The organism is Nitrospira lenta (assembly GCF_900403705.1).
GTDB classification, from domain to species: domain Bacteria; phylum Nitrospirota; class Nitrospiria; order Nitrospirales; family Nitrospiraceae; genus Nitrospira_D; species Nitrospira_D lenta.
Genome location: NZ_OUNR01000020.1, coordinates 21,662 through 38,257 on the forward strand (window position 1 = coordinate 21,662; position 16,596 = coordinate 38,257).

Annotated in this window: 18 protein-coding genes; 8 read left to right on the forward strand and 10 right to left on the reverse strand. The window is 57.9% G+C overall.

What is annotated here, in order from left to right:
* Position 1: 1 nt before the first annotated feature.
* The 4 genes from NITLEN_RS15735 to NITLEN_RS15750 form a co-directional block, all read right to left on the reverse strand.
* Positions 2 to 409, reverse strand: a complete 408-nt coding sequence (locus NITLEN_RS15735; RefSeq protein WP_121990599.1) for a hypothetical protein — start codon at positions 407 to 409, stop codon at positions 2 to 4.
* A 98-nt stretch (positions 410 to 507) separates the two neighbouring features.
* The gene (locus NITLEN_RS15740; protein ID WP_121990600.1) at positions 508 to 786 is read right to left on the reverse strand and encodes a MoaD/ThiS family protein; all 279 of its coding nucleotides are present in this window, start codon (positions 784 to 786) and stop codon (positions 508 to 510) included.
* A 101-nt stretch (positions 787 to 887) separates the two neighbouring features.
* Complete coding sequence (locus NITLEN_RS15745; RefSeq protein ID WP_121990601.1) at positions 888 to 1,121, reverse strand: hypothetical protein; 234 nt, start codon at positions 1,119 to 1,121, stop codon at positions 888 to 890.
* Positions 1,118 to 3,964, reverse strand: coding sequence for an FAD-binding and (Fe-S)-binding domain-containing protein (locus tag NITLEN_RS15750; RefSeq protein WP_121990602.1), 2,847 nt, complete (start codon positions 3,962 to 3,964; stop codon positions 1,118 to 1,120). The genes NITLEN_RS15745 and NITLEN_RS15750 overlap by 4 nt, the downstream gene beginning before the upstream one ends.
* 148 nt (positions 3,965 to 4,112) lie before the next feature.
* Between NITLEN_RS15750 and NITLEN_RS15755 the strand changes: the two genes are divergently transcribed.
* A complete protein-coding gene (locus tag NITLEN_RS15755) occupies positions 4,113 to 4,742 on the forward strand; it encodes an FKBP-type peptidyl-prolyl cis-trans isomerase (RefSeq protein WP_121990603.1) in 630 nt (209 codons plus the stop codon).
* A gap of 305 nt (positions 4,743 to 5,047) precedes the next feature.
* Here the strand turns inward: NITLEN_RS15755 and NITLEN_RS15760 are convergent, their stop codons facing one another.
* On the reverse strand, positions 5,048 to 5,569 hold the full coding sequence (locus NITLEN_RS15760; protein WP_121990604.1) for a matrixin family metalloprotease: 522 nt from the start codon (positions 5,567 to 5,569) through the stop codon (positions 5,048 to 5,050).
* A 39-nt stretch (positions 5,570 to 5,608) separates the two neighbouring features.
* On the opposite strand from NITLEN_RS15760, the gene NITLEN_RS15765 reads away from it, so the two are divergent.
* Positions 5,609 to 6,262 carry a hypothetical protein gene (locus NITLEN_RS15765; RefSeq protein WP_146216229.1) on the forward strand — a complete coding sequence of 218 codons (654 nt, stop codon included), beginning with the start codon at positions 5,609 to 5,611 and terminating at the stop codon, positions 6,260 to 6,262.
* Between the two features lie 112 nt (positions 6,263 to 6,374).
* On the opposite strand, the gene NITLEN_RS18950 is transcribed toward NITLEN_RS15765, so the two are convergent.
* The gene (locus tag NITLEN_RS18950) at positions 6,375 to 6,464 is read right to left on the reverse strand and encodes a type II toxin-antitoxin system RelE family toxin (protein ID WP_121990726.1); all 90 of its coding nucleotides are present in this window, start codon (positions 6,462 to 6,464) and stop codon (positions 6,375 to 6,377) included.
* Positions 6,465 to 6,625: 161 nt separating this feature from the next.
* Positions 6,626 to 6,829, reverse strand: coding sequence for a hypothetical protein (locus NITLEN_RS15775; protein ID WP_121990606.1), 204 nt, complete (start codon positions 6,827 to 6,829; stop codon positions 6,626 to 6,628).
* 224 nt (positions 6,830 to 7,053) lie between these two features.
* Between NITLEN_RS15775 and NITLEN_RS15780 the strand changes: the two genes are divergently transcribed.
* Positions 7,054 to 8,028 carry a 2-hydroxyacid dehydrogenase gene (locus NITLEN_RS15780; RefSeq protein WP_121990607.1) on the forward strand — a complete coding sequence of 325 codons (975 nt, stop codon included), beginning with the start codon at positions 7,054 to 7,056 and terminating at the stop codon, positions 8,026 to 8,028.
* Here NITLEN_RS15780 and NITLEN_RS15785 read toward each other — a convergent pair.
* Entirely contained in the window at positions 8,025 to 10,025 is a 2,001-nt protein-coding gene (locus NITLEN_RS15785) for a tetratricopeptide repeat protein (protein ID WP_121990608.1), read from the reverse strand. The genes NITLEN_RS15780 and NITLEN_RS15785 overlap by 4 nt on opposite strands.
* Positions 10,026 to 10,161: 136 nt before the next feature.
* Positions 10,162 to 10,377, reverse strand: coding sequence for a cold-shock protein (locus NITLEN_RS15790; RefSeq protein WP_121990609.1), 216 nt, complete (start codon positions 10,375 to 10,377; stop codon positions 10,162 to 10,164).
* A 298-nt stretch (positions 10,378 to 10,675) separates the two neighbouring features.
* Here NITLEN_RS15790 and lptF point away from each other — a divergent pair, with 298 nt between their 5' ends.
* The 5 genes from lptF to lpxD all read left to right on the forward strand — a co-directional run bounded on the left by lptF (position 10,676) and on the right by lpxD (position 15,630).
* Positions 10,676 to 11,767 carry an LPS export ABC transporter permease LptF gene (gene lptF, locus NITLEN_RS15795; RefSeq protein ID WP_121990610.1) on the forward strand — a complete coding sequence of 364 codons (1,092 nt, stop codon included), beginning with the start codon at positions 10,676 to 10,678 and terminating at the stop codon, positions 11,765 to 11,767.
* Positions 11,768 to 11,772: 5 nt separating this feature from the next.
* Positions 11,773 to 12,864 carry an LPS export ABC transporter permease LptG gene (lptG, locus tag NITLEN_RS15800; RefSeq protein WP_121990611.1) on the forward strand — a complete coding sequence of 364 codons (1,092 nt, stop codon included), beginning with the start codon at positions 11,773 to 11,775 and terminating at the stop codon, positions 12,862 to 12,864.
* A gap of 69 nt (positions 12,865 to 12,933) precedes the next feature.
* A complete protein-coding gene (gene fabF, locus NITLEN_RS15805; protein WP_121990612.1) occupies positions 12,934 to 14,190 on the forward strand; it encodes a beta-ketoacyl-ACP synthase II in 1,257 nt (418 codons plus the stop codon).
* A 28-nt stretch (positions 14,191 to 14,218) separates the two neighbouring features.
* Positions 14,219 to 14,530 (forward strand): acyl carrier protein, encoded by a 312-nt coding sequence (locus tag NITLEN_RS15810; RefSeq protein WP_121990613.1) that lies wholly within the window; start codon positions 14,219 to 14,221, stop codon positions 14,528 to 14,530.
* A gap of 2 nt (positions 14,531 to 14,532) precedes the next feature.
* Positions 14,533 to 15,630 (forward strand): UDP-3-O-(3-hydroxymyristoyl)glucosamine N-acyltransferase, encoded by a 1,098-nt coding sequence (gene lpxD, locus NITLEN_RS15815; protein ID WP_121990614.1) that lies wholly within the window; start codon positions 14,533 to 14,535, stop codon positions 15,628 to 15,630.
* 21 nt (positions 15,631 to 15,651) lie between these two features.
* On the opposite strand, the gene NITLEN_RS15820 is transcribed toward lpxD, so the two are convergent.
* On the reverse strand, positions 15,652 to 16,170 hold the full coding sequence (locus NITLEN_RS15820) for a hypothetical protein (RefSeq protein WP_121990615.1): 519 nt from the start codon (positions 16,168 to 16,170) through the stop codon (positions 15,652 to 15,654).
* Positions 16,171 to 16,596 lie beyond the last annotated feature (426 nt).

The window sequence follows — 16,596 nt, forward strand, 5'->3', positions numbered from 1 at the left end:
GCTAGTATCCGCGCCCCGTGCTGCCGCCGCGCCCCATCCGGTCGAGGGGAAGCGCCTCGTATCTGGTCTTCAGGTCGGGATGCGCGCTGAGAAAGTTCTTCACGCCGGCTTCATCGGCAAAGACATCCTTGCTCCGCCCGCGATAGTCTTCAATCGTCAACCCGTGCTTCGATAAGAGCGCGCCGAGTTTCGTATTGATATCGGCGCCCATTTCTTTCATTTGTTCAGGCGACGGACGCTGCCCTGGGCCGAACTGTTCCCCGCCCTTGAAATAATTCGTCATCATCTCGCCGATCTCAATACGCGCCTTCACAAACTTTTCGATATCGGCCGGCTCTGCCGCCAAACTATGCCCTGTAAACAACACAACGCCTAGAACCATCCCCAGCATGCACGATGTCTTTGTCATTCCCCTATCCTTTCAGCAAGTGGCGTAATAGTGACCAGCTACGCGACACAGAACCTCTATCATCAGACAGCGCGGCGAACGATGCGGACAGTCCCTCGCTAGTTTGGAATGTCTCTCATCCCGTCGTACGACATGCGGGACTGAAAAGAGACTTTTACCGTGTCGCCGTCCTTCACCACCGTATCCTCAGTGCCGACCTTCTTATTCACCGAGATCAACGCTTCCCGGCTGTCGATGAATCGTAGGAGCGGTCCAAGGCTCTCGACGTTCGCCTCGATCAGCTTCCTCACCGTCGTCGGCTCCGCCGACTCGATAGAGAATTCGTTCTCTCCGACAGCATCCTGAATGACTCGGCCAAATACCAACACGGTGACCATAATTCCTCGTCCTTTGCCTGACGTCCGCTACGCCTATGATATAGCACAAACCTGCCGGCGACTTTTCGAAATGCACTCCCGTGCCCACCGCACAGGCTCACTCACCGGGCGTGACAGCGAAAGCAATCCTGCCGCCTGGGATGACGATCCGGCAGCGGCTTCGCGGCGCCGGCTTGATGGCAGACGATGCAGTCCTTTTCAGCCGTCACGGCCTGATGCTCCGCATTCTTGGGAACGACCGGATTCCGGTCTTTCGGCGCCGGCAGCAGCGACACCCCCACGACAACCGCGACGGCAAAGAGGACAAACCACCAATCCGCTTTTCGCAACTTCATGAAAGAGAGGTTCCTTTGTTCGACTCCGCTGCCTCGTAGGCTTCGTTTAGTAACTGCGCCACATGTTTCACCTCAACCCGCTCCCGCAAGCCATTCTTGAGTTGAATCATGCAGGCGGGGCAACTGGTCGCGACGACATCGGCCCCGGCCTGTTCGACTGCCCGCGTCTTGCGCGCCAGAATTTTCTGCGAGGTGTCGTAGTCCTTCACGATGAACGTGCCGGCTCCGCCGGCACAGCGATCCGCATCAGGCATCTCGGCATAGTTCAGGCCCGGCAACGACGCCAGAATCTTGCGCGGCTCTTTGGTCACTCCGGCGGCCCGCAAATGACAAGAGGAATGGTACGTGACGCACTTAGTGCGCGGCGCGGCCTGCGCCATCGGCGGCTGCTGCGGCGATCGCGCCACGAACTCGGCGATATGGACGACCTTCTTCGCCAGGTTTTCCGCCTGCCGCTTTTCGTCGCCGTCGGGAAACAACGCGGGATAGTCTTTGAGCATCAGCGTGCAGGACGCGCAGCCGGTCACGACCGTCTCGTAGGCCGCCAAGGATTGCAGATTGAACTGCGCGCCCTCTCGCGCCAAATCCTGATGCCCGTAGGTTTGGATCGGCGTGCCGGAACAACGTTGCGGCGGTAAGGCCGGCTCAACGCCGTGCTTCCGCAACACCCCGATGACCGCATCTCCCACTCCGTCATCAAAATAGTTCGCGGCGCAGCCATGGAAATAGGCCACTCCACCAGAAGCAGGCTGATCACCCGGCTGCGGGATCAACGAGGCGTGACGCTCCCGCAATGGCCGGGGTGCAATCCGTGGCAACAGCAACTCTTGTGGCAACCGGGCCGTCGGCGCAAGGGCCTTGAGCACCAACGCGGCGCTCCACTCCATGACACGCCGGATAGCCGGCCGATCCCACAGGCCTTGCGTGCGGCCCAGGAATTTCAGGAACGGCTCGAACGACTTCCCACGTGCCTGCCAGCGAAAAATCCATCCGGTGAGGCGATTGGGATGCTCCGCCCGCTTTTTCAGGATGAGATCGGATACATCGACGCCCGCCGGGCACGCCGTCCGGCAGGATTTACAATTCACGCAGGCCTCGACCACCCGTTTGGAGTTGAGATAGCTGTAGTCCTTTGAGGTCACGATCTCGAACCAGCCGCGCGAGCTCATGTCTTCTGACTGAAAGACATCGTAGACGGGACAGACGGCGTTGCACTTCGCACAGGTCGCACAGGATTTCGAGAGCCTGGTGTAATCGATGTGCTCCGTGAACGGCACATCGCTGACCTTGATCCCGGGATTGAGCACATTGCCGGGATCAAACGCCCGCTTCACCTTCACAAACAGGCCGTAGAGTTCCTCGCCGAACATCTTCCTGACATACTCGGCGCGAATGCGCCCATCGCCGTGTTCTCCGCAAATGGACCCGCCGAAACGGTCCAACACCGTCGAATGAATGTCGCCATAGGCCTGCACCATCTTGTCGAAATCCTGGCGATCGTTCACATCGAGCAGCGGCACGATATGCGCATTGCCGTTCCCGATGTGACCGAAGATCGCCACCGGCACCTTCTGTCCGGCAAAGTACTCTTCGAGATAATGAATCAGCTCGCTGATCCGCTCCGCCCTCACCACCACATCATCGACAAAATTGATCGGCTTCTTGCGCGGATCGAATCGATAGAGGGTGGGATACAGCGCTTTGCGCGCCTTCCACAATTGCTCACGCTGCTCAGGATCAAAGGCGAGCGTGAGATCGGCCGCGAGCCGGAACGGCCGGCAGGCAGCGGCCATCTGCTCCGCCCGTTCATGCAGATCTACTGCGAGCGAGTCGGCATCAAGTTCAGCCAGCAAAGTGGCCGCCGCATCGGCGGGAATCCCATGTTTGGCGCGACCGATCAAGTCGAGCGTATTGGCGTCCATGACTTCGAGCGCACTCGGCTGCAAGGCCAGCAGCAGCGGCACAGCCGCGCCGACATCCTCAAGATGCCGGAAATGAATCAAGGCCGTCAGCGTCGCTTTCGGTTTCTCGACCAGCCGGAGCGTGGCTTCGCTCATGACCCCCAGCGTGCCTTCACTCCCCACAAAGAGCTTGGGCAGATCGAACTGCCCCTGAGCCAGTCCATCGACCAAACCAAACAAGTTGTATCCGGAGCTGTTCTTGCTGACCGTCGGACGCTTGCCGTTGATCAGATCAGCATGGGATTGCGCCAGAACCAGCACATCCCGCAAGGCCGGAATCGTCGAGAGCAGCCGCTCCAGCGTTGGATCGTTCAACGCATAGGCCTTCGCCTCCAACCAGCTTCCCGACTCCAAACACAGCCGGAGACGATGCACGTTGTCCTTCACCGACCCATAGCGCAACGTATGCGGACCGGAGGAATTATTCGCCAGCATCCCGCCGAGCTTGCACATCTCACCGCTGGACGGATCGGGTCCAAACAAGAGCCCCTGCCGGGCCAGCTGTTTATTCAATTCCGCCAGGACAATTCCCGGCTGCACCCGCGCCCAGCGCTCTTCGCAATTGACTTCAAGAATCCGGTTCAGCCGCGAGACATCGAGAATGATGCCGCTTCCAATGGCCGACCCGGTCAGATTGGTCCCGGCGGCACGCGGCGTGAGCGCGATCCCGCGAGACACGGCATAGCGAATCGTCTTCGCGATGTCGTCTTCGGATTCCACCAGCACGACGGCTTGAGGCTCCAGGCGATAGATACTGGCATCCACCGCGTAGGCCGTCTTGGTCGGGAAATCGTCTTTGACTTTGTCGGAGCCGAGCTGGGCTCGGAGATCAGCCGCGATCGCGCGCGAGCGGTCTGGAAGAATGAGGGTTGGCGCAGTCATAGTTCAAGCGTGGGGCATTCTAGACGGCCCGCCGCAGGAGAACAAGAGCGCACTCACCACCGATGCCCTCACAGGCAATTCAATTTCCGACAACTGCGTTGACCCCATTCCAATCCAGCGGTACAGTTCGGCTACCGAAGGAGAGATTATGCTGAAACGCGCTTTGATTCTGTTGATTCTCGCTCTGAGCCAAGCCGGATGTAGCATTGAAGAGGGCGGCGGGGCCTACAATCCCGTTCCCCTGACCGATGAAGTTCGGAAGGAGCTGGAAGGACTCAAACGTGAATTTCTCACGATTGAGGAACTCACGGTCGGTAGTGGCTCCGTCGCTGCCTGGAGTCGAAAAGTCGAAGCCGATATTGAAGTTCGTTACACTGACGGTACCGTCGTTTACCATGGACCCATCTGGATGTACACCGGCTTGGAAGGAGATGTCTTCGTCCACAATGCTAGTTCTCGTGCCGGAGGGCTCTCCTTCGGTCAAGAAGGTATTAGACTGGGTCTTAACGGGATGGCTGTCGGAGGCAAGCGACGCATCACTATTGAGCCTAAACTTGTCAGGGGTGGATTATTGGTCCAAGGACCCCAGAGAAAGAATGGTATTGGTGTTCGTCAAGAAAAGCTGATCGTTGAAGCTACCCTCACTGCCTCGTGCATTCCCGTTCTTCTCCGAATCCCCGGTCCAGGTTCCGGATACTTTATCGAGCGAGAAATCCGTTGCCGTGATGCCGACTTGCCGAAGCGCGACCCCAACGATCCCATTTGGCGTTTCTACTAAACCCCAGGAAAGAGATGGGGTCGTTGCTTGACTTTGCACTACCACGCTCCTCCCCTCCCACCACATGGCCCGCCAACTGCGCTTGGAATATCCCCGCGCCCTCTACCACCTGACCTAGACCAGATAAAACTGTCAGCAACCATTGCACGAGTTCCTTCTTCAGCCGGCCTCGCTCTCGCAATGTCGCCCCATGCATCCCTCTTCGCTCATACCGCGATCGCACACATTAGTTCCTGGCACCGTTCCCATCTTCCTGAACAGCGAATCGGTCTGCGTTAAGCCCGCCGTCACACCGGCGAGCGGCGTCATCGTGCCGGATTCGAGGAGCGCCACTTCGAAGGCGTCCGGAAACTGGTCAGGGGACTGGCTCCGACCACGTCGGTGCCTGTCCCCGGTTCTGTCGATGATGCCACGGCTCCGAGATCCAGCGCCGAGGGCACCCGGCGGATACCGGGATCAATCGAACCGGCCATGAGGCGCGTGCCGTCGACGGCAGAGCTGACGTGGTCCAATCCCATGACATGCCCCAGTTCGTGCATGAGCACGGTCATGAGATCGATGTGACCGGCAGCGGCACGGCCCTCCAGCGCCGTGAACTGCCAGAGATTCGCGCCGACCGCAAACTCTTCGTTCGTCAACGGGGTCGAATCGATGAACCACCCATACCCGGCGGCATCGGTATCGAGCGTGATCGTGGTCCCCGACGTGAGTGCCAGGTAGCCATCAGCCAGATCGGCAGTGGTAATGGTGGCCTTACTGAGCAAGGCAAGTTGATTGGACGTCAGCCCAAGGAAGCCGTTACCGAATGCATCGACTTGATTGACCAAGTTCCGATCAGTCGGTACAGTTTGGCTACCGAAGGAGAGATGATGCTGAAACGCACGTTGGTTATTTTGATTCTGACTCTGGCCCAAGCTGGGTGCAGCATTGAAGAGGGGGGAGGGGCCTACGAGCTGATTCCCATGACTGAGGACGGGCGGCAATTGCATGAACGAGACAAGCGAGAGTTTATTAAAATTGAGGACCTCAAGGTCGAGAGTGGTCCCCTCGCCGCCTGGGGCCGAAAGATCAGCGCTGACATTGAAGTCCATTATACCGATGGAACGGTCGCCTATCGTGGTCCCATCCACGACTATATTGGTTTCCACGGAAGCACTTTCATTCACAATGCCGACAACGAGCCCGGAGCCCTTGTTGGACAAACCGGTATCTGGCTGGGAATCAATGGCATGGCTGTGGGAGGTAAGCGACGCATCGAGATCGAACCCAAATTGGTCTGTGGTGACACCAACTCCCGGACTTCCTGCTTCTTGATCAAAAACGATATCCACGGCCAGGGTGGCAGGGGAGTCCGTAATGAGAAGCTGATCGTTGAAGCTACCCTCACTGCCTCGTGCATTCCCGTTCTTCTCCGAATCCCCGGTCCAGGTTCCGGATACTTTATCGAGCGAGAAATCCGTTGCCGAGATACCGACTTGCCCAAGCGCGACCCCAGCGATCCCATTTGGCGTTTCTACTAAACCCCAGGAAAGAGTTGGGGTCGTTGTGAGATGGCCCCAAGTGCCGCACTCGAAGCTGCCGCCCTTCGGCGAGCGTGCAGAACAGGCCGGAAGGATCAGACCAATGGCATGCCTACCGCTTATAGATCTCTCGCCGATGTCCGACGCGCAAAATCACAACCTGGCCTCCTTCCAGATCGAAGACGACACGATAATCACCGATGCGAAATCAGTAGGAGCCCAATTCTGATTGCTTGAGGGTCTCGGCGTACTTGAGAGGATCGGATTCGTAACGGAGGAGAGTTTTGCCGATGCGCTGCTTTACTTTCGACTCAAGCGCATCGATATCCCGAATCGCCCGGTGTGAATAAACTAACCGATATTTCACCGGCCAAAGACCTCGTGGTGGGCCTTTACTTTCCCTGACTTGAAATCTCGCCGTGCCTCCCGAATGCTCTGAAGGTACTCAGGAGAGGTCGCGGCAATGAGATCTTCTAAGAACACTCGCCTGACGGACTTTCTCATACCTTTGACCGCTCTGATGATCGTCTCCTGACTGACTTCCATTTTGACGACAGTCGGCATCATTCACCTTCCTTCGTTCGGCCCAACAGATACCCGGATCGCATAACCCATTCCAATACTCCATATTACCTGCGTGGCCCTCGATGGGGTCAAGCAATCCAGGGGATGGCCGCTTGACTTTGCCCCTCTCTCGCCCTACCCTCCGCGAAAATGACGCGCCAGATCCATCTGGAACGCTGCGCGATACACGAATCAGCCCCTGCCGATAGTCGGTCCACCGTCATACGATGACCCAACCCAAGACCATCTACATCACGCGCCTACTCCCCGAACCAGTAATGACAGCCCTGCGCGAGCGCTATGCACTCGTGTCCGAACCGCTGGAAAACCAGATTCCTACCGGCGACGATCAGCGGCGAGGCTTCGCGCAAGCCGAGGCCGTCATCTGTACGCTGGCCGATCCGATCACCGACGACCTCCTCGCCGCCGCTCCGCGCCTGAAGATCGTCGCCAACTATGCCGTGGGGTACAACAACATCGACGTGGCAGCGGCTACGCGGCGTGGAATTGTCGTGACGAATACGCCGGATGTTCTGACGGATGCCACAGCCGATTTAACCTGGGCATTACTGCTGGCAGTGGCTAGGCGTATGGTAGAAGGCGATCAGTGGGCCCGCTCCGGACAATGGCCCGGTTGGGCGCCGACTCAAATGCTGGGGACGGATGTCACGGGGAAAACGCTGGGCATCATCGGAATGGGTCGGATCGGCCAGGCCGTCGCGCTACGCGCGCAAGGGTTTCGTATGCCGGTGCTGTACGCCAGTCGTCGGCCCTGCTCCCCTCCGCCCGGTGTATCGACTTGGGTTCACCGGCCAATAGAGGACGTGCTTGAACAAGCCGACTTTCTCTCGTTGCATGTGCCTCTGTCGGATACGACGCGCCATCTCATTGGATCGCGCGAGCTGGCCATGATGAAACCCACCGCCTTTCTGATCAATACATCCCGCGGCCCGGTCATCGACGAAGCCGCGCTGTTCGCCGCCTTACGAGAAGGCACGATTGCCGGAGCCGGTTTGGATGTGTATGAACGAGAACCCCTGATCACGGACGGGCTAGAGGCACTACCCAATGTCGTGCTGCTCCCGCATTTGGGATCAGCCACGCAACAGGTGCGCATCAAGATGGGAATGCTCTGTGTGGAGAATATTGCGGCGGTACTTGCGGGCCGGCCCCCGGTAAATCCGGTCAACCGGCAGGGTTAGCTGGCGAGGCGAAATTCTTTGTGCGCGACGTGCGCCTTTCCTCGAAGCGCTTCCAGCCGTTGCGGTACATCATGAAACGACGGAATCATCTCGTAGGTGCTGACGGCCTGGTCCCATTGCGACTCGGCTTCATACAACATCCCCAACTCGTAACGGACCGCCTGTCCCTTTGCACCTTGGCAGCGAGGATCCGGCAGGACGGTCTCTAAGCTGCGAATCGCCGGTTCATATTCATGCTGGCCCTTGAGGCACAATGCGGTCATCAGACAGGAATCCAGGTAGAACGAATCGGCTGACTTGGACACGTGAAACTCATCCATCGCGTCTTCGTACAGCCCCATGTTCTTGTAGGCGATCCCCAACGTGAAGTGCGCCTCATAATCGGGGGCCAGCTCCGCAGGCACCGCCGATGGTATCTCAGCCATCAGGCTCGACGGCATCGCCATTGGCTCAATGGAAACGGGTTCAACGGTCTGAGGTATTTCCTGGGGCACATTCGTCAGCCAGGCACCGGGGCGTGACGACTCATTCTCCACCGGCAAGTTTATCGATGCGGGTGGTCCTTCATCAGCCACCAGCTCACTCACACTCACAGGCAGAGGAGCATCCGGAACCGGCTCGTTGACAGGAACCTGCCAAGCCTCAGTCGCCTCAACCAGCGGCGCTACGATCGGTGAATCGTCCCGGACAGATCCGGCCAAGCTGAAATCCGATGCCTCGACGGCCGGTTGCCATGAAATCGGCTCTGGATCAGGCGCGGCCGATTCCGTAACGGGCACTACAACTGATTCGGCAGAAACCGCAGGCTCAGCCTGAATCTCACCGCCCATAAGCACGGTCAGGCGCGCAACCAAGTCCGAGTCCGGGGCCAGGATCTTCACCTTCTCAAAGAGTTCTTCGTGCAAACTTTCCATCCCCGCTTCGGGATGGAGCAACAACAACTCTACAGCCTTTGCATACTGCTCGGCTGCCGCGGCTGGATTGCCTTTTTCTTCGAAGAGCTCGGCCGACAACTCGATGAGGGGAACCGAATTCGGTTCCGCAGTCAGAAACTCCGAGACCAGCGCTTCAGCCAATGGATAATCCTGGGCGCGAAGCGCGGCTCCGGCTAGAAAACGATACTCTCCTAACGCCACCTGCACATCGCCGCGCTGCAAATGGAGCCGTGCGAGTAATTGACACACTTGAGGATTGCCCGGCTCTCTCGTTAACAGCTGGTTGAGGATCGCCTCCGCCCCGGCATACTGCTTTTCATCCATCCGGCGCGTCGCTTCAGCGAGCAGATCCAACGGCTCCGACAACCGGCTCGCCATCGTGGCGGGCCCGCCGGACGCCGCAGGTTTCCCGGGAGCCGCGCCGCCCTTTTTCGCCCCCTCGACAAACTGGGCGGCTTCATTGTTCTTCGGATCGATCCGCAATACGGCGAGATAGGCATCCTTCGCCTCGTCATACCGGCCCTGCGCTGATCGCTCCCGCCCGAGTTGCAGATAGACCTTGGTCGCTTCGTCCTGAAGATTTTCTTGGAGACACAGCTCCGCAACGCGCTGCTGCGCATCGAGGTTCGCCGGGTCCTGGCTGACGATCTTCTTATAGACCTCCAGCGCCTCTTTGCCTTTTCGCTCCTTGAGGTAGTACTTCCCCAGCGTGAGATAGTCTTGAACCGCGCTGCTCAACAATCCACGTTCCGCGTTGAGATCGCCGAGATGACGGTAGACTTCGTACCGGGTGGGGTCGACTTTCAGAACCTTCTTATACGTCGCAATCGCCTTGAGCGTCGCACCCTCCGATCGGAAGCCGGCCGCCGCTTGCAGGAACGCCGCGATCGCATCGGACACCGCGTTGCGCTTGAGATGAAGATCCCCGATTGAGTTGTGGATGCTGCCGTCGTTCGGCGCGTCTCCGGCCAGTTTCCGCCACTCCGTAATAGCCGCATCGTATTGACCTTTGGCGGCCAACAACTGGGCGTTCTGCAGTACTTTTGTCCGATCAACGGCCAAGACAGACCTCGATGAAGAAGAATAGGTAAACGCTAACAGCGTCCCTAGGTTTTGTCCAGAAAATGCAGAAACAAAAGGGGCGTGTTTTCCCTGAAGAAAAACACGCCCCCCATACGATGACGCTTGAGACCGATGTCTAGGCTGAAAGCTCCGCCTTCAACACGTTGGCGGCCTGCGGTCCTTTCGCTCCTTGCACGATGTCAAACTCAACCGGTTCGCCTTCTTTCAAGGTCTTGAATCCATCGCCTTGAAGCGCGGAATAGTGCACAAAGACATCGTCGCCACTATCCAACCGAATAAACCCGAATCCCTTCCGGTCGTTGAACCACTTCACGGTCCCTTTGGTCTTCACAAGATCCTCCTTTTCTCAATGACTACGTGTAGTTACGCAGTCGGTCAAACACGCCGTACAGAGGCACAGATGATTGCGATGAGCAGAAAGAGAGAAGTGAAGGGATCGACTGACGGGCGTCTGCAGAAAAAAATAATTCACGCACAGAACCCATCGGTGAAATGAAAAAGCGAAGTGGAAGTACCATAGCACTTCCACCTTGTCAAGGGACGCATTCGGCCCCGGCCATATCCCGCGCGGTTTACAAGGTCACACGACTGCCCTATAGTGCCGCAACGCGCTCACGGCCCTTACACCTGTGATTCTACGAACACTACTCGACCGATATATTTTCACAGAACTACTCGCCCCGTTCGGGCTGAGCCTGGGTGCGCTGTGCTTCGTGATGCTCACGCGGGAGCTGTTGCGTCTTGTCGAGCTGCTGGTGTCAAAAGGAGTCGGCCTCTGGTCGGTGTTGAAAGTCTTCGCCACGCTGCTGCCGTCATTTCTGGTTCTGACACTGCCCATCGCGGGCATCATCGCCTCGATCACAGCCTTCGGACGTCTCTCCTATGACAAGGAGCTCGTCGCCATGCGGGCTGCGGGACTCAGCCTTTACCGGTTAACCCAGCCGGTTCTGTTGTTTGCCCTCTCGGTGTTTACACTGACCCTCGTCCTCTCTCAGTGGGGACAGCCCTGGAGCTCAGTCAACCTGAAGAAAGTCGCGCTGAACCTCCTCCGCGATCAACTGGTCTTGGCCCTGGAACGGGGCACGTTCAATGAACCCATCCCCAAATTGGTGATCTATATTCCGGACAGCGGCTCCGGACAGGCCGCGTCCGGCATCTTCGTATCGGACGAGCGCAGCCCTGATGAACCTCGGATTATCGTGGCCGATGACTTTCAGGTCCTCATGGATCCGGAGCATGAGCAGGTCGCGCTTCGGCTCGTGAACGGCGTCATTCATAGCCGGCCGGATATCGTCGATCAATATCAACAGGTCTCGTTTACCAGTTACGACCTGAAGATGAGCCTCAACCAAAGCGGCTATGCTGCGACGGAGGAGCGCCCGACCTACGCCTCGATTCACGCGCAGCTTGTGGCCAGCCAATGGAAGGACACGCAGGCCCTGCGGCGCCTGATGGAGTACTACAAAGACTTGGCCTTTCCGACCGCCTCGCTGGTGTTCTGCCTGCTGGGCGTCCCGGTCGGTATTGTCTCCAAGCGGTCCGGGCGGATGGGCGGCTTCGCCGTCGGCGTGCTGATCGTCGTCGCCTACTATATTTTGAATATCGCCTGCGAATTCCTCGTCACCACACTCTGGATTTCTCCCTTTGCCGGCGCCTGGATGCCGAACGGATTGTTCGCGCTCCTCACCGTCTGGCTGTTCTGGAAGATGAGTTACGAATAAGCGCCATGACGATCCTCTTTCGCTACATTCTTCGCGAGTACGCCAAGATCTTCCTGATGTGTTTTTCAGGACTGATGACCATCTATCTGGTGATCGACTTTTTCGAAAAAGTCCGCCGCTTTCTCAAATTCGACGCCAACATGTTCGACGTGCTCACCTATTTTGTATTGAAGACGCCGGCGATTTCGTTTCAGATCACCCCGCTGGCAATTCTCATGGCGACGCTCCTGACCCTGGGGCTCCTCGCGCGCAATAATGAAATCACCGCCATGCGAAGCTGCGGGATCAGTTTGACCTGGATCGCCTCCCCTTTCCTCATCTTCGCTGCGGGCATTTCCTTGATCCTGTTGAGCTTCAGCTCAACGGTCATTCCGCTGGCCTTGGAAAAAGCCGAAGAGATCAGACTCATCCGCATCGAAAAGAAGCCGGCCCCCATGGCCGTGAAAGCGCCTCGCCCCTGGATCCGCATGGGGTCGGATAGTCTCATGCACGTCGCAGAAGTCGAGATCGGCGGAACGGTTCTCCATCGCGTGCATCTCTACCACTTTCACAACGGGTTTCGATTGGACCGTATGACCGAAGCCGCGACCGCAACCTATACCCCTGACGGATGGATGCTCCAGAACGGAAACCAGCGGCGATTCCAAGCAGACGGATCGGTGGCGCTCGTCCAATTCGCGCAGCAACCGGTTGAGTTGTCGCTGATCCCCGACGACTTTTCCACCTGGCTGGCCGGAGACTCCGAAACGATGACCATCAGAGATATGCGTGGATACATGAGTCGCTTTAAGAACGAAGGGAGTTCGTTTGCCCGTCTGCTGACCGACTATTACGGCCGTCTCGCGTTTCCCTTCGTCGCGGTCATCATGGTGATCGTCGGCATTGCCCTCAGTCTCCGCCGAAGCGGCGTCCGCGGCGGCACGATGGCGGTAGGGATCGGCCAGGCCTTTGTGGTGGGATTCTGTTATTGGACCACGCACTCCATCGCGATCGCCTTAGGACGGGGCGGGTTACTGGCCCCCATGCTGGCCGGCTGGATCGCCAATCTGCTCTTTGCGAGCTTTGGCCTCTATCTTCTACTCAAAGTGCGCTACTGACATCGGTTGACTGCATGCAGACCTTCCGGTAAGTAGTGGGCACGCATCTGCAAATGAGGAGTGTGACGCGTGGCTAGTCGGGTAGTCATTACAGGTCTCGGAGTGGTGTCGCCGATCGGCATCGGTGTCAGCACCTTCTGGAAGTCGGCCATGGCCGGGCAGTCTGGCATTTCAGCGATTACCTCCTTCGACCCATTCCCCATGGACGGCTACCGCTCGAAGGTCGCCGGACAAATCCGAAACTTCTCCGCCGAACAACATATCGGTTCCTCGCACGGCGACCGTGTCGATCGGTACGCGCAGTTTGCCCTTGCGGCGAGCCGTGAAGCGCTGGCTGATTCGGGAATGGATATGGAGAAAGAGTCGCCCCATCGCGTCGGCGTCATTGTCGGAGCCGGTATGGGCGGCATGGTGATGGGCGAACGGGAAATTACCCAACTCTATCTGCATCAGAAGCCACACCGCGTCCATCCCAACTTTATCCCAGTCATCACGCTAAACTCAGCATCGGGAATTGTGGCCATGGCCACCGGCGCCAAAGGACCGAATTTCACGATTTCCACCGCCTGCTCATCTAGCGCCCACGCACTCGGCCAGGCCTGGCACACCATTCGAACCGGACAAGCCGATGCCGTCATCGTGGTCGGCGCCGATGCGAGCATTACGCCGCTTGTCTTTGCGGGATTTTGTTCGCTCCGCGCGCTCTCCAGCAAATTCAACGAGCAACCGGAACGGGCATCTCGCCCGTTCGACCGGGACCGGGACGGATTTGTGATGGGGGAAGGCGCGGGATCCTTGATCGTGGAGTCTCTCGCCCATGCCAAGAAGCGCAAGGCTCGAATCTATGCGGAGCTCGCGGGCTATGCGGCGACAAGCGAAGCCTATCACATGGTCATTCCCCGCGAAGACGGCGAGGAAGTCGCCACCACGATGAAGCTAGCGTTGAACGCCGCTGATATCAGCCCCTCGGAAGTGGACTACATCAACGCCCACGCCACCTCGACCAACATCGGCGATGCCGTCGAGTCCAAAGCAATCCGAGCACTGTTTAAGAATCGTGCGGATAAAATCGCTATCAGCGCCACCAAATCGCTGGTTGGCCATACCCTGGGAGCCGCCGGTGCCATCGGCGCCATCGCTACCACCCTGGCTATTCATACGGGACACATCCATCCCACCGCCAATTATGATAACCCTGATCCCGATTGCCGGCTGGGCGGCCTCAGCCGTGACCCACAAGAGAAGAAAATTCGAGCCGCGCTCCTGAACGCCTTCGGGTTCGGCAGCAACAATGCTGCGGTCGTCTTGAAACGATTCCGTGCCTAAGCGACTCCCGACCAAGAGGAATGACACCATGGCCGACCAAGTAATCGTCGATAAAATTATCCAGGCTCTCGCGGAATATTTGAAACGGGATGCCGGCACCATCAAGGCCGCGCACCACCTTCGCGATGACCTCGGCCTAGACTCAATGGCGGTCATTGAATTGTTGTATAAGATCGAAGAAACCTTTGATCTTCAAATTCCAGACCAGGACCTGGTCGGCTTGGCCACCGTCGGATCAGTTGCCTCCTACGTCGAAGGGCGTCTGGCCCCGGCAAAACCGGCAGCAAAGAAGACCGCAAAACCGGCTACCGTCAAATCGACCAAAAAGCGGAAGGCCTAGCCATGCGTGCGTCCTCCCCCTCCATACCGCTGACCCTCGATCAAATACATCAGCTAGTCGGAGGGGAACTTCACGGAGACGGAGCAACTCCCATCAGGGCAGTAGACAGTCTCTCGGATGCCACAGCCGAAGCCATCGCCTTCGTCACCAGCGACAAGGACTTGAAAATACCGGATGGCATCACGGCCGGCGCGTTGCTCACGCATCGCCACCTGCCCGAGCTGCCAATTCCCCACATCGTCGTAACGAATCCCAAACTCGCCTGGGCTCGCGTCGCTCAACGATTGGCTCCCCCCTATCTCCCACGCGGAATCGCAGCGGACCTTGCCAGAGGCAGCCAGGTCGAGATCGGACCCGACGTATCGATATGGTCGTCCGTCACCTTAGGGGATCACGTCACCATCGGTGCACGAGTGACACTCTATCCCGGTGTGTTTGTGGGCTCCGACTCCACGATCGGCGACGATTCAATCCTCTATCCCAATGTCGTGATCCGCGAAGGATGCACCATCGGCGCCCGCGTCATCATTCATAGCGGAACTGTGGTGGGCTCAGATGGCTTCGGGTATGCCCAAGATCATGGACGGCACGTAAAAATTCCACAGCTCGGCGGCGTAATGATCGAAGATGATGTGGAAATCGGCGCGAACGTGACGATCGACCGCGCAACCACGCCGAAGAGACACACGCGCATTAAGACCGGAACGAAGGTAGACAATCTCGTTCAGATCGCGCACAACGTCACCATCGGCGCGCATTCCATCGTCGTCGCGCAGGTCGGTATTGCCGGAAGCACGACCATCGGACAGCACGTGATGATCGGGGGACAGGCCGGATTGGCAGATCACATTACAATCGGAGATCAGGTCATGATTGCCGCCCGAGCCGGAGTCAATCGGAGCCTTGAGCCCAATCAAATCGTCTCAGGGGCACCGGTTATGCCGCACGAAACCTGGATGAAAGCACAGGCCGTCATTCCCAGACTTCCGGAACTACGGCAACTGGTAAGGAGTCTGGAACAACGTGTAGCGACACTGGAAAACCAGCTTGTCCAGACGTCCCGCCCCGCAAAGAAATCCTCTACACGCACCCGCAAATAGCCGCATCTGATTCGTACTGGACTAGACGCGGCCACGCCAGAAAAACAACCGCGCCCAATAGAATCCTGCCCACGGCAAGAGAATAGCCGGAACCATTGAGACCTGTCCAATCGAAATCGCCAGCCAGGATCCGCCGAGCATGACCCCTGTACCCAGCATGTACGCCATCGGGATCAACGAACGCCCCGGATGCTCCAAAGCCGCTGGTTCAGGAGCTTTCGCCCCCTTCTTGCTCTGCTTGGCCGTGGCCACTCGTATGCGGGCCGCCAAGACCTCTGGGAACGATTGTAAAAGATACCAGTGGTAACGAGACTGGGCAAACCCCAGCGCCGTACCCAACGCGATTAACCCCGTACTCTGAAGGAATGTCCCCCAGGTGTACTGATCTGTGGCAAAGAGTTGATATCCCAGTCCCGCGACTCCCCCCAGCATACTGACCAAGCCGACCAGCCCGGAAGGAATCAGTATGTAGGTCTTGATGTAATCATGCGCGTGTTTTGTCACCTGCTCCGGCCGTTGTACGGTAATCAGCTTGGGCACAATCACCTCATTCGATTAGACACACATCCGAGACTAGCAATAATATTCCTGCAACTCCTCCGCGACCTCCGCAATCCAAAAAATTCGCAACGGCACCTGGATCGATCATCTGAATGACAAGGTCTCATTCTTCACGATAGGCCTGTCGTTCATCTTCTAACATTCGCGATCACCAGGATCAACGTTCCCTTTTCGCGCCTGAACCGCGAAACCTCCCTGCCGACATAGCGCCCAACGCAGGTCGATCTATTTTCCCTTGCACGGTAACAAAATTCGCCCTTCAACACGGCATCTTGCAGCCTATCGTGGCATTCAGCAGACGACCCTCAAAACGCGACAGTCTTATGTCCACAAAATCTGTGCATGACCTGTGGGTATCCATGTGGATGATGGCCCAACCAGCATCACAGGTGCCATCGACACCTC

Bases quoted from the DNA above. Each gene is read 5' to 3' on its own strand.
- NITLEN_RS15735 (WP_121990599.1), bottom strand. From the start codon at position 409: ATGACAAAGACATCGTGCATGCTGGGGATGGTTCTAGGCGTTGTGTTG.
- NITLEN_RS15740 (WP_121990600.1), bottom strand. From the start codon at position 786: ATGGTCACCGTGTTGGTATTTGGCCGAGTCATTCAGGATGCTGTCGGA.
- NITLEN_RS15745 (WP_121990601.1), bottom strand. From the start codon at position 1,121: ATGAAGTTGCGAAAAGCGGATTGGTGGTTTGTCCTCTTTGCCGTCGCG.
- NITLEN_RS15750 (WP_121990602.1), bottom strand. From the start codon at position 3,964: ATGACTGCGCCAACCCTCATTCTTCCAGACCGCTCGCGCGCGATCGCG.
- NITLEN_RS15755 (WP_121990603.1), top strand. From the start codon at position 4,113: ATGCTGAAACGCGCTTTGATTCTGTTGATTCTCGCTCTGAGCCAAGCC.
- NITLEN_RS15765 (WP_146216229.1), top strand. From the start codon at position 5,609: ATGATGCTGAAACGCACGTTGGTTATTTTGATTCTGACTCTGGCCCAA.
- NITLEN_RS15775 (WP_121990606.1), bottom strand. From the start codon at position 6,829: ATGATGCCGACTGTCGTCAAAATGGAAGTCAGTCAGGAGACGATCATC.
- NITLEN_RS15780 (WP_121990607.1), top strand. From the start codon at position 7,054: ATGACCCAACCCAAGACCATCTACATCACGCGCCTACTCCCCGAACCA.
- lptG (WP_121990611.1), top strand. From the start codon at position 11,773: ATGACGATCCTCTTTCGCTACATTCTTCGCGAGTACGCCAAGATCTTC.
- NITLEN_RS15810 (WP_121990613.1), top strand. From the start codon at position 14,219: ATGGCCGACCAAGTAATCGTCGATAAAATTATCCAGGCTCTCGCGGAA.
- lpxD (WP_121990614.1), top strand. From the start codon at position 14,533: ATGCGTGCGTCCTCCCCCTCCATACCGCTGACCCTCGATCAAATACAT.